General features: G+C 71.6%; 14 protein-coding genes. 8 read left to right on the plus strand and 6 right to left on the minus strand.

From position 1 onward, the window contains the following. Positions 1-66: 66 nt before the first annotated feature. The 4 genes from JMO03_RS09075 to JMO03_RS09090 are packed head-to-tail and all read left to right on the plus strand — an operon-like array spanning position 67 to position 1595. Positions 67-456 (plus strand): rhodanese-like domain-containing protein, encoded by a 390-nt coding sequence (locus JMO03_RS09075; RefSeq protein WP_202842645.1) that lies wholly within the window; start codon positions 67-69, stop codon positions 454-456. A 2-nt stretch (positions 457-458) separates the two neighbouring features. Next, a complete protein-coding gene (locus tag JMO03_RS09080) occupies positions 459-812 on the plus strand; it encodes an ArsR/SmtB family transcription factor (protein ID WP_202842647.1) in 354 nt (117 codons plus the stop codon). Beyond that, positions 809-1177, plus strand: coding sequence for a rhodanese-like domain-containing protein (locus JMO03_RS09085; protein WP_202842649.1), 369 nt, complete (start codon positions 809-811; stop codon positions 1175-1177). Before JMO03_RS09080 ends, JMO03_RS09085 begins: the two co-directional genes overlap by 4 nt. Positions 1178-1232: 55 nt before the next feature. Continuing rightward, positions 1233-1595, plus strand: a complete 363-nt coding sequence (locus JMO03_RS09090) for a carboxymuconolactone decarboxylase family protein (RefSeq protein ID WP_202842651.1) — start codon at positions 1233-1235, stop codon at positions 1593-1595. A gap of 9 nt (positions 1596-1604) precedes the next feature. Here the strand turns inward: JMO03_RS09090 and JMO03_RS09095 are convergent, their stop codons facing one another. The 3 genes from JMO03_RS09095 to JMO03_RS09105 form a co-directional block, all read right to left on the minus strand. Beyond that, the gene (locus JMO03_RS09095; RefSeq protein WP_202842654.1) at positions 1605-1778 is read right to left on the minus strand and encodes an oxidoreductase-like domain-containing protein; all 174 of its coding nucleotides are present in this window, start codon (positions 1776-1778) and stop codon (positions 1605-1607) included. 165 nt (positions 1779-1943) lie between these two features. Beyond that, positions 1944-4301 carry a Tex family protein gene (locus JMO03_RS09100; RefSeq protein ID WP_202842655.1) on the minus strand — a complete coding sequence of 786 codons (2358 nt, stop codon included), beginning with the start codon at positions 4299-4301 and terminating at the stop codon, positions 1944-1946. 102 nt (positions 4302-4403) lie between these two features. Next, positions 4404-4781, minus strand: coding sequence for a putative signal transducing protein (locus JMO03_RS09105; protein WP_202842656.1), 378 nt, complete (start codon positions 4779-4781; stop codon positions 4404-4406). 212 nt (positions 4782-4993) lie between these two features. Between JMO03_RS09105 and JMO03_RS09110 the strand changes: the two genes are divergently transcribed. Genes JMO03_RS09110 through JMO03_RS09125 form a run of 4 tightly spaced genes read left to right on the plus strand, consistent with a single transcriptional unit; the run spans position 4994 to position 8117 of the window. Continuing rightward, entirely contained in the window at positions 4994-6310 is a 1317-nt protein-coding gene (locus JMO03_RS09110) for a sialidase family protein (RefSeq protein ID WP_202842657.1), read from the plus strand. After that, entirely contained in the window at positions 6285-7079 is a 795-nt protein-coding gene (locus JMO03_RS09115) for a pseudouridine synthase (RefSeq protein ID WP_202842658.1), read from the plus strand. The genes JMO03_RS09110 and JMO03_RS09115 overlap by 26 nt, the downstream gene beginning before the upstream one ends. Next, the gene (gene arfB / locus JMO03_RS09120; RefSeq protein ID WP_202842659.1) at positions 7076-7480 is read left to right on the plus strand and encodes an alternative ribosome rescue aminoacyl-tRNA hydrolase ArfB; all 405 of its coding nucleotides are present in this window, start codon (positions 7076-7078) and stop codon (positions 7478-7480) included. The genes JMO03_RS09115 and arfB overlap by 4 nt, the downstream gene beginning before the upstream one ends. A 34-nt stretch (positions 7481-7514) precedes the next feature. Next, the gene (locus tag JMO03_RS09125) at positions 7515-8117 is read left to right on the plus strand and encodes a lysophospholipid acyltransferase family protein (protein WP_202842660.1); all 603 of its coding nucleotides are present in this window, start codon (positions 7515-7517) and stop codon (positions 8115-8117) included. A 127-nt stretch (positions 8118-8244) separates the two neighbouring features. Here JMO03_RS09125 and JMO03_RS09130 read toward each other — a convergent pair whose 3' ends face one another. From JMO03_RS09130 to JMO03_RS09140, 3 genes are all read right to left on the minus strand, one after another. After that, positions 8245-11358: a TonB-dependent receptor gene (locus tag JMO03_RS09130; protein WP_238346022.1), complete on the minus strand. Its 3114-nt coding sequence runs from the start codon at positions 11356-11358 to the stop codon at positions 8245-8247. Positions 11359-11436: 78 nt separating this feature from the next. Next, complete coding sequence (locus tag JMO03_RS09135) at positions 11437-12495, minus strand: FecR family protein (protein ID WP_337926388.1); 1059 nt, start codon at positions 12493-12495, stop codon at positions 11437-11439. Positions 12496-12499: 4 nt separating this feature from the next. Further along, the gene (locus tag JMO03_RS09140) at positions 12500-13078 is read right to left on the minus strand and encodes an RNA polymerase sigma factor (RefSeq protein WP_202842664.1); all 579 of its coding nucleotides are present in this window, start codon (positions 13076-13078) and stop codon (positions 12500-12502) included. Positions 13079-13354 lie beyond the last annotated feature (276 nt).

The following is a 13354-nucleotide window of genomic DNA, read 5'->3' on the forward strand; positions in this document are numbered from 1 at the left end:
CCCGGCTTGCAAGTACATTAGCAATATCTTATATTAGATGCAACTGATTCAATGAGGCGCGCCGAGATGACCCTGACCGTCGAACAACTGGTAGCCCGGGCGCGGTCCCGCATCCGGGAACTGGATCTGGGCGAGCTGTCCGCATCGCAGGCGCGCGATGCGGTGCTGATCGACGTGCGCGAGCCCGACGAGTACGCGCAGGGCCACCTGCCCGGCGCGGTGAACCTGCCGCGCGGCGTGCTGGAGTTCCAGATCCATGCGCATCCGGCGATGGGCTGCACCGCCAGCGAGGCGCTGGCTCTGTCGGATCGACCGCTGGTGCTGTACTGCCGGACGGGCGGCCGCTCCGCGCTGGCGGCCGAAAGCCTGCAGCAACTGGGCTTCAGCGACGTGCATTCGCTTGCCGGCGGCTTCGAGGCATGGCGCAATGCCGGTCTGCCCATCACGACCGCATGAACATGCCCGCAAGAAAACCGACCCCCGCCTTCGACCTGGCCGCGATGCAGGCCCATGCCGGCGATGCCGCGCAGCTGCTGAAGGCGCTGGCCAACGAGCGCCGCCTGCAGGTGCTGTGCCTGCTCGCCGAACGCGAGCGCTCGGTCGGCGAGATCAACGAACTGCTCGACCTCAGCCAGTCGGCGCTGTCGCAGCACCTCGCGGTCCTGCGCGAGGAGGGGCTGGTGCGGACCCGGCGCGAGGCGCAGACGATCTACTACGCGCTGATGCCGGGACCGGCCGCCGCGGTCATGGAAACCCTGCATGGCATCTACTGCAGCCCGCCGCCGGCGCGCACGACGAGGAAACGCACGTGATCGCCTTGCTGAAAGTCCTGTTCGGGGTGAGCGGGCCGCACGTGGGGCCGCGCGAAGCGGTGCAGCGCATGAACTGTGGCGCGGCGCTGGTGGACGTGCGCGAACCGGGCGAGTTCGCTGCCGGGCATGCCGAAGGCGCGATCCCCCTCCCGCTCGGCCGCATTCGCGCCCGCGGCGTGGAGGCGATCGAGGCGCTGGGGCTGCCGGCGGGGACGTCCGAGATCCTGCTGGTCTGCCGCAGCGGCATGCGTTCCAGGCTCGCGCAGGGCGCGTTGTCGAAGGACCCGCAGCGCCGCTACGTCAATGTCGATGGCGGCATGGCGGCGTGGGCCGCAAGCGGCCTGCCCGTCGTGCGCGGTCAGTGATTCGCGGTCGATCGCATCCAGGCCTCTTCCCATCCAACCCCACCCGGAGCATTCCATGTCCAGCATCGATTCCTATGCCGAACTGACCCGTGCCGTGTCGAAGAACCTGGCGCCGCTGCGCACCCACAATCCCGACGTGATGCAGGGCTTCGGCGCGCTCAGCAAGGCGGCGCTGGCCGCCGGCGCGCTGGACGAGAAGACCAAGGAGCTGATCGCGATGGCGATCGGGGTGGCCGCGCGCTGCGATGCCTGCCTCGGATTCCATGCCAAGGCGCTGGTCCGCCTCGGGGCGACGCCGGAGGAATTCCGCGAGATGCTCGGCGTCGCCGTGTACATGGGCGGCGGGCCGTCGCTGATGTACGCAGCGAACGCGCAGGCCGCGTTCGACGAGTTCTCCGCCGCGGCGCCGGCGGCCTGAGCCTGTCGTCTACTCCTCCCCGGCGTGGCGCTCGCGCCAGCGCGCGAGGCGTTCGCGGTAGTGCCGCAGCGCCTCGGCATGGAGATCGTGGATGCACGGATCGCAGCCGCCGTCGCAGCAATCGCCGGGCAGTGGCGGCTCCGGCGGCTCGGGGCGGGGATCGTCGGCGGGAGGGGCGGGCATGTTCAACGTCGCGGCTCGCTGCGCGTCGGTGCGCGGATCGGCGGCTTGGCCTGCGATTGTACGGACGGCGCAGCGGTGCGGTCGTGATCGGGAACGCGTCGCGCGCCGCCAGGCGACGGGCGCGGCCGCAACCGCCAGGTGGTCCGGGCCGGCGCTTTGCGCGGCTCAGCCGCGCCGCGCGCGCGCGAACGCTTCGGCCAGTGCGTTGTCCGCCGGGGCGCCGCCCTGGCGGGGTGCGTTGGCGGCGGGCCGCGAGCCGCGCGTGCCGCGTCCCGGGCCTCGCCCTTGTCCATCGCGCGGGCCGTCGCTCGTCCGGGTGTCGCGCGGGACGGGCGCATCGTCCAGGCGGCAGGTGAGCGCGATGCGCTTGCGCGCGACATCCACCTCCAGCACCTTCACCTTGACGATGTCGCCGGCCTTCACCACCTCGCGCGGATCCTTCACGAAGCGGTCGGACAGCGCCGAGATGTGCACCAGCCCGTCCTGGTGCACGCCGATGTCGACGAAGGCGCCGAACGCGGCGACGTTGCTCACCACCCCCTCCAGCACCATGCCGGCGCGCAGGTCGCGGATGTCCTCGACGCCGTCGGCGAACTTCGCCGCGCGGAACTCGGGGCGCGGGTCGCGGCCGGGCTTCTCGAGTTCGGCGAGGATGTCGCGCACCGTCGGTTCGCCGAAGCGCGCGTCGGTGAACTGCGAGGGCTGCAGCGCGCGCACGAAGGCGCCGTCGCCGAGCAGCGCGCGGATCGGCTTGCCGGTGGCGGCGAGGATGCGCTCGACCACCGGGTAGGCTTCCGGGTGCACCGCGGAGGCGTCGAGCGGTTCGTCGCCGTCGGCGATGCGCAGGAAGCCCGCGCACTGCTCGAACGTCCTCTCGCCCAGGCGTGGCACCTGGAGCAGCTCGCGGCGCGACCGGAACGGGCCATGCGCATCGCGATGGGCGACGATGTTCTCCGCCACCGTCGCCGTCAGCCCGGCCACGCGCGCCAGCAGCGCGCCCGACGCGGTGTTGACGTGAACGCCCACCGCGTTCACGCAATCCTCGACCCGCGCATCGAGCGCGCGTGCGAGCCGGTACTGGTCGATGTCGTGCTGGTACTGGCCGACGCCGATCGCCTTCGGCTCGATCTTCACCAGTTCCGCCAGCGGGTCCTGCAGCCGCCGTGCGATCGAGACCGCACCGCGCAGCGAGACGTCCAGCCCCGGGAATTCCTTCGCCGCCAGCTCGGACGCCGAATACACCGAGGCGCCGGCCTCGCTCACCACCAGCTTCTGCATCCGCAGCTCCGGCGCGCGCCCGAGCAGTTCGCCGGCGAGCCTGTCGGTCTCGCGCGAGGCGGTGCCGTTGCCGATCGCGATCAGCTGCACGCCATGCGCGCGGCACAGTTTCTCCAGCGTCGCCAGCGAGGCATCCCACTGCCGTCGCGGCTCGTGCGGATGGATGGTGTCGGTGGCGACCAGCTTGCCGGTGGCATCGACCACCGCCACCTTCACGCCGGTGCGCAGGCCGGGGTCGAGCCCCAGCACCGCCTTCGCGCCGGCCGGCGCGGCCAGCAGCAGGTCCTTGAGATTGTCGCCGAACACGGCGATCGCCTCGGCCTCGGCCTTCTCGCGCGCCTGTGCGAACAGGTCGATCAGCAGGTGCAGGTGCAGCTTCGCCTTCCACGCCAGGCGGCAGGCGCTGCGCAGCCAGGCGTCGGCAGGGCGGCCGCGATCGGCGATGCCGGCGCGCACCGCGATCCGGCCTTCGGCGTACAGGTGGCCGGCCTCGGCATCGGCGCCCGGTTCGAGGTCGAGGGTGAGGAATTCCTCGCGGCGGCCGCGCAGCAGCGCCAGCAGGCGATGCGAGGGGATCTTCGCCAGCGGCTCGGCGTGGTCGAAGTAGTCGCGGAACTTCTCGCCGGCGGCCTCTTTGCCCTCGACCACCTTCGCGCGGATCACGCCCTTGGCCTCGAGCCAACCGCGCAACTCGCCGATCAGCGCCGCATCCTCGCCCCAGCGTTCGATCAGGATCGCGCGCGCGCCTTCCAGCGCGGCTTTCGCATCGGCGACGCCCTTGCCGGCATCGACGAACGCGGCGGCGTACGCTTCCGGTACGCGCGACGGATCGGCCAGCAGGCCGTCGGCCAGCGGCTCCAGCCCGGCCTCGCGCGCGATCTGCGCGCGGGTGCGGCGCCTGGGCTTGTAGGGCAGGTACAGGTCTTCCAGCCGCGCTTTGCTGTCGGCGGCCTCGATCTCGCCGCGCAGCGCGTCGTCGAGCTTGCCCTGCTCGTCGATGCTGGCGAGGATCGCCGAGCGTCGCTGTTCCAGTTCGCGCAGGTAGACCAGGCGCGTTTCGAGGTTGCGCAGCTGGGTATCGTCGAGGCCGCCGGTCACTTCCTTGCGGTAGCGCGCGATGAACGGCACGGTCGCGCCCTCGTCCAGCAGGGCGATGGCGGCGATGGCCTGCGCGGGCCTGGCACCGATCTCGTCGGCGATGGTCTGCGAAATCCTGCGTGCGAGCGCGGGCGAAACGTCGGTCATGGCATCGTGCGGCAGGCGGCGGCATGCCGCGGAAGCGCGATTGTGGCAACGACGGGCGCGAACCGGTACCCGTTGACAACCGGGGACGCGTGGCGTCGCAGGTCAGGCGTCGCGCACGGCCGAGTCGTCGGGTCGGTGCCGGCGCCAGGGCAGCGGCACGTTCAGCAGGATCAGGGCCAGCCAGGCGAGCCGGCTGGAGGCCGATTCGCGGTCGGGTGCGCGCAGCGCGGCATCGAGCGGGGCGGCCTCGTCGTCGATCGCGTACGCGCCTTCGTCCATCGCGCGCAGGATCGCGCGGGCGCGCACGGCGTCGACATCGGCCACCCGCACGCGGGCGCCGCCGATCGCCAGCCGCCATTCCCAGTTCGCGAGCGCGAGGTGTTCGTCGCCGACATGCGCCTCGATGCCCTCGGACACCAGCAGGCCGCGCGCGATCTGCGCTTCGATCGGGTCGAGGTAGCTGGCGACGTTGGTGAACATGCGGGGACGCCCGTGGCGCGGGTGCTTCGCGCGTGGGGACAGGCTACGCTAGTGTGCGGGCTCCGGGGTGAATGCGCGTGTCCGGTCTCCCGGCGAGCCCCGCGGTCCATGCATGCCGCGCGCGCAGGACCGCAACGCAGCCCGTCCGCACCGGACCATGGCCGGACCGGAGGACGACCAGACCAGGCCCGTGGGCCGCAAGGGCATTGCGCATGAACATCCAGAAGCTCCTCCCGCATGCTTTCCGCGCGACCTGCCTGGCGGCGGTTATCGCCATCGCCGGTTGCGGTGGCAGCGCCGACAGCCCGCCGGCGCCCGCCGTCGAAGGCGATGTCGCCGCGCCGAGCCGCATCGAGGACTGGCCGCTGCCGCCGACCCTGCCCGGTTCGGCGTCGCCGAGCCTGGCGGCCACGCCCGACGGCAAGCTCCTGCTGGGCTGGATCAACTCGCAGAAAGGTCGTCGCCACATCTTCCAGTTCAGCACCTGGGCACCGGCCTGGGGGCGCTGGATGCACGCGATGACGACGGTCGCGGTCGGCAACAGCATGTTCGTGAACTGGGCCGACGTCCCGCACATGGCGGCGACGCCGGACGGCGCGCTGTGGGCGCACTGGCTGCAGAAGAGCGGCGAGGCCCCCTACGCCTACGACGTGGTGCTGACGCGTTCGCGCGACGGCGGCGCCAACTGGGCCGCCCCGGTGATGCCGCACGACGACGGCACCCGCACCGAGCACGGCTTCGTCTCGATGTGGGCGCAGGGCGATGGCGCGCTGGGCCTGGCCTGGCTGGATGGTCGCGAGACCGGCGCCGCCCATGGCGGCCACGAAGGCCACGACGGGCCGGGTACCGCGCAGGGCGCGATGACGCTGCGCGCCGCTGTGTTCGACGCCACGTTGCGGCGCAGCGCCGATGCGGTGATCGATGCGCGCGTGTGCGACTGCTGCCAGACGGCGGTCGCGCCGACCGCGAAGGGGCCGCTGCTGGTCTATCGCGGCCGCAGCGAGGACGAAGTGCGCGACATCCTCGCCACGCGCCATGACGGCAGCGCCTGGAGCGCGCCGCGGCCGGTGCACGCCGACGGCTGGACGATGCCGGCCTGCCCCGTCAACGGCCCGGATGTCGCGGCTGCGGGCAACGCGGTGGTGGTCGGCTGGTACACCGAGGCCGGTGGCGAGCCGGAGGTCCGGCTCGCGGCCAGCCGCGACGCCGGCGATGCGTTCGCCGCGGCGGTGACGCTCGACCGCGGCCAGCCGGTGCTCGGTCGCGTCGCGGTCGCGCTCGATGCGCGGCAGGCCTGGGTGCTGTGGATGCGCGAGGAAGGCGGGCGCCAGTCGCTGTGGCTGTCGCGACGCAGCCACGACCTGGCGACCGAACACGAGCGCGTGGAGGTGGCGACGGTGGCCGGCGAGGGCCGTGGCACCGGCTTCCCGCAACTGGCGGTGGTGGACGGCGTGGCCCACGTCGTCTGGACCGACGTCGTCGCGGGTCGGCCGAACCTCAGGGGTGCGCGCATTGTCGGCGGCGGATAAAGCCAAAACCGGGGTCGGAGTCGACTTTCCGGCAGCATCTTCGGGTGCGAGCGTTGCCGGGGGAAAGTCGACTCCGACCCCGGTTTTGTACGCCGATGCCTGGCTGGCCGTCGTCGACAAGCCGGCGGGCCTGATGGTGCACGACAGCGGGCTTGCGCGCGGCGAACACGACTTCCTCGCCGACCGGCTGCGCGCGCAGTTCGGTCGGCCGGTGTTCCTCGTCCATCGGCTCGACCGCGCCACCAGCGGTTGCCTGCTGCTGGCCTTCGACCACGACACCGCGTCCGCGCTCGGCAAGGCGCTGATGGCGGGCAGCGTGGAGAAGCACTACCTCGCCGTGTGCCGAGGCTGGCCGGACGAGCGCTTCGCCATCGACCACCCGCTCGACGGCGGACCCGGCAAGCCGCTCAAGAAGCCCGCAGTCACCGCCTTCGAACGGCTGGCCACCTGCGAACTCGAGCTGCCCTCGGCCGGTTTCGCCACCTCGCGCTACGCGCTGCTGCGCGCGCAGCCCGCGACCGGCCGCTTCCGCCAGATCCGGCGCCACCTCAAGCACGCCTCGCACCATCTGGTCGGCGATACCAGCCATGGAGACGGTCGCCACAACCGGCATTTCCGCATGCTCGGCATCCACCGCATGCTGCTGCATGCGCAGCGGCTGCGGTTCCCGCATCCGCACACGGGCGAGGTCATGGACATCGAGGCGCCACCGGATGCGGAGTTCGCGAAGGCGCTGGCCCTGTTCGAAGCCCCGGAGGCCGTGACATGAGCCTGTCGATCCCCGAGGACGAACTGGTCGAACGCTTCGTGCGCGCCAGCGGCGCCGGCGGGCAGAACGTCAACAAGGTCGCGACCGCGGTCGAGCTGCGCTTCGACGTCGCCAACTCGCCCTCGCTGCCTGAGCCGGTGCGCGCGCGGCTGCTGGCGAAACGCGACCGGCGCATGACCGATGCCGGCGTGCTGGTGATCCAGGCGCAGCGCTTCCGCACCCAGGAGCGCAACCGCCAGGACGCGCGCGAACGGCTGCAGGCCTTCGTCGAAGCCGGCCTGCACGCGCCCAAGCCGCGGATCGCCACCCGGCCCTCGCGCGGCGCCAAGGAACGCCGGCTCGGCGAGAAACGCCAGCGTAGTACGATCAAGCAGTCGCGCGGCCGCCAGGAATGGGACTGAGGGGTCGCTACACAGGGCATCGCGTGGGGGGCGCATGACCGCAAGCAACGAGATGGTCCCGCCGCTGCCGCCGAACGCGCCGCGGGTGAAGCCGAACGCGTTCACCCGCTGGCTGGGCCGCAGCGTGCTGCGGCTCGGCGGCTGGCGCGTGGCCGGCCAGCTGCCGGACGTGCCGAAGCTGGTGCTCATCGTCGCGCCGCATTCCTCGAACTGGGATGGCCTGTGGGGATTCGCGGCCAAGCTCGCGCTCGGCTTCGAGGTCCGGGTGCTGGGCAAGGCGCAACTGTTCTGGTGGCCGCTGGGGCCGCTGCTGCGCAGGCTGGGCGTGATCCCGATCGACCGCAGCGCGCCGCAGGGCACGGTCGGGCAGGCGGTCGGGATGATCCGCGGCAGCGATCGCATCTGGTACGCGCTCACCCCCGAAGGCACGCGCAAGCGCGTGGAGCGCTGGAAGAGCGGCTTCTGGAAGATCGCGCACGAGGCGCAGGTGCCGATCCTGCCGGCCTACTTCCACTATCCGGACAGGACCATCGGCATCGGCGCGCTGTTCCATACCAGCGGCGACATGGCGGCCGACATCGCCGCGCTACGCGAGTGGTATGCGCCGTGGATGGGCAGGAACCGCGGCACGGTGTGAGCGGGCGCCGCCGGGGCGGGACCGCCGCGGCGCTCGACGGCTGGCGCTTTCCGGACCCCTCCCCGGTACCTTCTCCGCGGCAGTGGATCGAAGCGCGGCCCTTCGGATGGCTTCCCCGGACGCTCCGCTACAGCGGCGCGCCGCCCAGCTTCCACGTGACTCGCACGAAATAGCTGCGGCCGAAAGAGTCGAACCAGGAGGTGTCGTAATAGGGATAGTTCGCCCAGGTCTGGTCCTCCGGAGGCATCCTGTCGAACAGGTTGTTCACCGTCAGCGACACGCGCAGGTGGTCGTTGATGCGGTAGGCCGAGCCAGCATTGAAGCGCCAGGTGGCCGGCGTCCAGGCATCGTTGTCGTAGTTGGCGACGCGGCCGACATAGGTGCCGAACAGGCTGCCCCCCCAGGCGCCCCGCTCCCAGTTCAGGCCCACGTTGCCCTTGCTGCGCGGCAGGGTGGTGGCGCTGAAACCCACGTCCAGCATGTCCTCGCTCGGATCGCCCGGGTACAGCTGCCGCGTATGGCGACGGGTCCAGTTGTAGTTGGCGCTGAAGCGGAACTCGCCGAAACCTGCGGTCCGGAGGCGGTAGTTCGCAGCGGCGTCGATACCCGAGGTTTCCTCGTTGGCGATGTTGATCGGGCTGAAGCGGACGCTGGTGATGACCCCGTCCGGATCGCGGATCACGCGCGCCAGTGCATCCAGGCATGTCGGGGAGCCGGTGTCGACGCTCGCGCCGGTGTCGGTCGTGCCGATGCGGCAGTCGGCCTCGGTCTGGCGCAGCAGTTCGCGGTCCTGGGTCTGTACCTGGTTGGAGACGCGGATCCGGTAGTAGTCCAGCGCCAGGTCGAAGTTGGCCATCGGCGACCACACCAGGCCCACCGTACTCGACTTGCTGGTCTCCACGTCGAGTTGCATGTTGCCGGTGTACACGTCGAAGGTACTGACGTCGTAGCTGCCGTCGTCGTAACAGTAGCCGTTGCTCACGCCGGGTTCTGCGGTGCGACAGTCGTAGTAGTCCGTGGCGAAGCGGGTGCGGTAGTAGTCCTCGGTCGCGAACAGGTAGTGCATGTCCGGGGCGCGGAAGCCGGTGCCGTGGGAGCCGCGCACCAGCAGCGAGTCGAACGGCCGCCACTCCAGGCCGGCGCTCCAGGTGAACTTGCCCGGGTCCTTGTCGGCATAGCTGTAACGGTCGTAGCGGCCGGCGACGCTGGCCTGCAGGGTGGAGGCCAAGGGCAGGCGCAGCTCGCCGGCGGCGCTCCAGCGGTCGCGGTCGCCGCTGCCGTCGCCGTAGCGCGGGCCGTAGTACGCATCCTCGGTCAGCGCCAGCGGATCGGGATTGATGTCGTAGGACTGGCGGCCGTATTCGAGCGCGCCGGCGAAGCCGACGTCGCCGGCCGGCAGCGCGAACAGCTCGGGCGTGTTCGCGGTGACGCTGAGCGAGTCGTTCTTCGCCTCCGGATGCCAGGTCGACATGGCGCCGATGGCGGCGAACTCCTGCGGCGTCAGCGGCCGGAACAGGCGCTCCGGGTCGGGGTTGTAGATCGCATAGCCGTCCTCGTCGTAGCCCAGGCGCTCGCCGAGGAAGAAGCGGTTGGCGGCCTCGGCGCGGATGCGCGGCATGCCCACTTCGGCCTCGTAGCGCGAATGGTTGTAGGACGCCTCCCAGTCCCAGCTCTCCGCCAGTGCGCCGGCGAGCCCGGTGGTGACGGCGAAGGTCTTCTGGATGGTGGTGTTCATGCGGTTGCGCAGGCCGCCGACTTCCTCCGGCGTGAACTGGCGCGACCAGATCTGGTAGGTGCCGGTGCCGGCGTTGTAGAACATCTTGTTGCGGTAGTTCTGCGCCGAGGCCGGATCGTGGAACTCCCAGCCCATGTGGTCGCTGGCCACGTCGTTGCCGTTGGTTCCGGTGAGCAGGCGCACCTCCTGCCGCCCCAGCTGGGTGTCGGCGAACCAGCGCAACGTGTCGGAGAAGCGGTATTCGAACGAGCCGTAGGCGTTGAAACCCTTGCGCTCGCTGGTGATCGTGCGATACGCGATGGCGCGTTCGCTGCCGCAGTAGGGCTCGCCGAAGCGGTCTTCGGCCAGCGCGGTGGTGCCTTCGTTGAGGCCACCCAGCGCGGCGCAGCCGTCGGCCGGGGCGATGTTGGCGTCCTCGTCCCAGTCGTAGAGCTGGGCGACCAGACGGGGCAGCCGGCGGCGTGCGGTCGGCGCGTCCAGGGTCGAGTCCTGGATGTCGCGCTCGTAGCCCCACAGCGGACGCTTGTCGATCAGTTCCACGCCGGCGACCGCGTTGAAGTTGGCGCGCTCGAAGCCGGTGGTGACGGTCAGCACGTGCGATTCGCCGCCGCCGCGCGCGGTGTCGCCGTAGCGGTAGTCGATCGTCGTGCCGTCTGCGGACTTCTTGAGGATGAAGTTGATCACGCCGGCCATGGCATCGGAGCCGTACACCGCCGAGGCGCTGCCGGTGAGCACTTCGATGCGGTCGATCATGCCAAGCGGGATGTTGCCGATGTCGGTGAAGTTGCTGCGGCTGTTGAGCGGCAGCGGGAAATCGGCGATGCGTCGACCGTTGATCAGCACCAGCGTGTGGTTCGGGCCCAGGCCGCGCAGGTCGACCGCCTGCGCACCGGGCGTGGACTGCGCGCTGGTGGTGTTCTGCTGGCCCTGCACGCTGCCACTGGCCTGGCTGAGCGAGCGCAGCACCTCCGGAACGCTGGTCAGGCCGGCGGCCTGGATCTGTTCGGCGCTGATCACGGTGATCGGCGCCGGACCCTCGACCTGGGCGCGCGGGATGCGCGAGCCGGTGACCTGCACCGTCTGCAGTTCGGACACCTCGGGCTCGGGCTCGGGGACGGGCGGAGGCGGTGCCGGGGCCGCGGCCTGCGCCGTCGCAGCGGAGGCCGGCCCGGCCTGCGCCAGCAGCGGTTGCTTCACGACCAGCACGGCGCCGGATGCGTCCTCGCGGGCAGTGAAGCCGCTGCCGCGCAGCAACTGGTCGAGCGCCCGGCCCGCCGGCAGCCCGCGGGCGCCGGCGGTGCGCACGCCACGCATCTGGTCGGCGCGATACACCAGCTGGGTGCCCGACTGCCGGGCCCAGGCATCCAGCGCGGCGGACAGTTCGCCCGCAGCGATGTCCACGCGCACGTCGCTGGGGGCGTCGACGGGCGCCTGGGCGTGGGCGGCCAGCGCCACGGAGCAGGCCAGGGACAGCAGCAGGACGCGCAGCGGACGAGACGGTTTCAAGCGGATTCCCCCGGACGGCGCGCGGATCGCGCCCCATGCGTGTTCAGGACGAATGAGTCGCGCAAATCCCCCGCCGGGTCAGGGGCTGTGCAGGACGATGCGGTCGCTCCCGTACTCGGCGCGTACCGGGAATCCCTGTTCGAGCAGGCGCACGAACCCCTCGGCGTTCTCCCAGCGGAAGCTGCCGCCGATGCGCAGGTCGCCGACCGCCGGGTCGCCGATCACGATCTTGCGCGCGTTGTAGCGGTTGAACTCGTCGGCGGCCTCGGCCAGCGGGGTGTCGCGGAACAGCAGCAGGCCGCTGCGCCAGTCGACCAGGCGCGCAGCTTCGGCCAGCGGCATCGAGCGCACCAGCACCCCGTCGCGCCGGGCGATCGCCACGCTGCCTGCGGGCAGCAGCGTCGGCGGACGCGCCTGACCCGCCACCGGGTCCGATTCCAGTCGCACCATGCCCTCGGTGACCACCACGCGCAGGTCCGGACCGTCGCGACGCACCGAGAACCGCGTGCCCACCGCCACCACCCGCCGCTCGCCGGCATCGACCACGAACGGCCGGCCCGGATCCTTCGCCGCCTCGAAGTAGGCTTCACCCCGGTGCAGGTCGATGCGGCGCTCGCGGCGGGACAGGCGCACGTCGATGCGGCTGTCGCTGGCCAGGGTCGTGCTCGAACCGTCCGCCAGCGGCACGGTGCGCACGGCGCCGAGCGTGGTGGCATGCGAGGCCGCCTCGACCGGCGCGAACGCACGCCAGCCCCAACCGAGCGCCAGCGCGCAGGCAGCAAGTGCGGCGACGGCCGCGAAACGGGCGCGCGATCCGCCGCGCGGCCGACGCGCCGCGAACGCGAAGCCTTCGAGCGCGGCGGCGGGGTCGGCGCGGGGCGGTGTTTCGTCACCCGCCGACGATCGCCAGAACCCGCGTGGCGGCACCCCTGCCCCGCGCAGCCCGGCGCCCAGCGCATCCAGGCGCCCGGCGTGCTCCCAGGCGGCCTGCAGACGCAGGAACGCGACCCGGTGCGCCGCGTCCTGCGCCAGCCACGCTTCGAGCGCGCCGTCGTCGTCGTCGTTCCAGGCCCCGCCGTCGCGCCGCGCCAGCCACTCCGCGGCGACGCGCTCGATCCGCTCGCTGCGCGTGGGCACCGGATCAGTCGGCCTGCTGCTGTCCATCCGCGTCCACCGCTTGCCGGCCGCGTGCCGCGGGCTGCGGCACCTCCTCGCCGCCGTAGAAGTATCCGGCGATCAGACGCATCCCCTTGGCGATGTGCTTTTCCACGGTCTTCTCGCTGATGCCGAGCCGCTGGGCCACTTCCCGTTGCGACAGGTGTTCGACGCGCCGCAGCCACACGACCTCGCGGCAGCGGTCCGGCAAGCGGTCGAAGGCTCCGGCCAAGCGCATGAGGACCTGGCGTCCGCCGCACCACCGTTCCGGCGACACGTCGTCTATCAGGACGTGCAAGGGCTCGAAATCACCCACTGGCTCGATCGAGACCACCTTGCCGCGGCGCGCGCGGTCGGCCAGCAGGTGCCGCGCGGTGGCGAACAGGAAGGCCTTCGGCTGCTGCGGCAGCGCCTTGCCCGCGGCCTCGTAGACGCGCGCGTAGACCTCCTGGCGCAGGTCGCTCGCTTCCTCGCTGCGGGGCGCGGAGCGCAACAGGTAATGCATCAGCGGCGCCTCGTGGACGAGGATCTCGCGGATGAACCAGTCGTCCAGCGCCTTGGGCATGGCCGGCACGATAGCCGATCGCGGCCGATGGTTGCCGGGCGGGGGATTTGTCGCCACTGTTCGTCCTCCTCCCGCACGGGCCCGCGAACGGGACGAAGGACCACGATGACGACACGCGCGATCGGATCGATGCTGCTGCTGGCGGCCACCCTGCTGATGCTGCATGCGGCACCGTCCCGCGCCGCCGACTTCCAGCGCCACCTCGTCGGCGATCCCTCGCTGCCGAGGCCAGGCACGCCCGCGCCGGGCCTGCTGCTGATGGGCGGCGGCGACCGC

Source organism: Luteimonas saliphila, from assembly GCF_016774335.1.
GTDB classification, from domain to species: domain Bacteria; phylum Pseudomonadota; class Gammaproteobacteria; order Xanthomonadales; family Xanthomonadaceae; genus Luteimonas; species Luteimonas saliphila.

Coding starts and splice junctions, on each gene's coding strand:
- JMO03_RS09075 (WP_202842645.1), top strand. CDS start 67: ATGACCCTGACCGTCGAACAACTGGTAGCCCGGGCGCGGTCCCGCATC.
- JMO03_RS09080 (WP_202842647.1), top strand. CDS start 459: ATGCCCGCAAGAAAACCGACCCCCGCCTTCGACCTGGCCGCGATGCAG.
- JMO03_RS09090 (WP_202842651.1), top strand. CDS start 1,233: ATGTCCAGCATCGATTCCTATGCCGAACTGACCCGTGCCGTGTCGAAG.
- JMO03_RS09095 (WP_202842654.1), bottom strand. CDS start 1,778: ATGCCCGCCCCTCCCGCCGACGATCCCCGCCCCGAGCCGCCGGAGCCG.
- JMO03_RS09100 (WP_202842655.1), bottom strand. CDS start 4,301: ATGACCGACGTTTCGCCCGCGCTCGCACGCAGGATTTCGCAGACCATC.
- JMO03_RS09105 (WP_202842656.1), bottom strand. CDS start 4,781: ATGTTCACCAACGTCGCCAGCTACCTCGACCCGATCGAAGCGCAGATC.
- JMO03_RS09110 (WP_202842657.1), top strand. CDS start 4,994: ATGAACATCCAGAAGCTCCTCCCGCATGCTTTCCGCGCGACCTGCCTG.
- arfB (WP_202842659.1), top strand. CDS start 7,076: ATGAGCCTGTCGATCCCCGAGGACGAACTGGTCGAACGCTTCGTGCGC.
- JMO03_RS09125 (WP_202842660.1), top strand. CDS start 7,515: ATGACCGCAAGCAACGAGATGGTCCCGCCGCTGCCGCCGAACGCGCCG.
- JMO03_RS09140 (WP_202842664.1), bottom strand. CDS start 13,078: ATGCCCAAGGCGCTGGACGACTGGTTCATCCGCGAGATCCTCGTCCAC.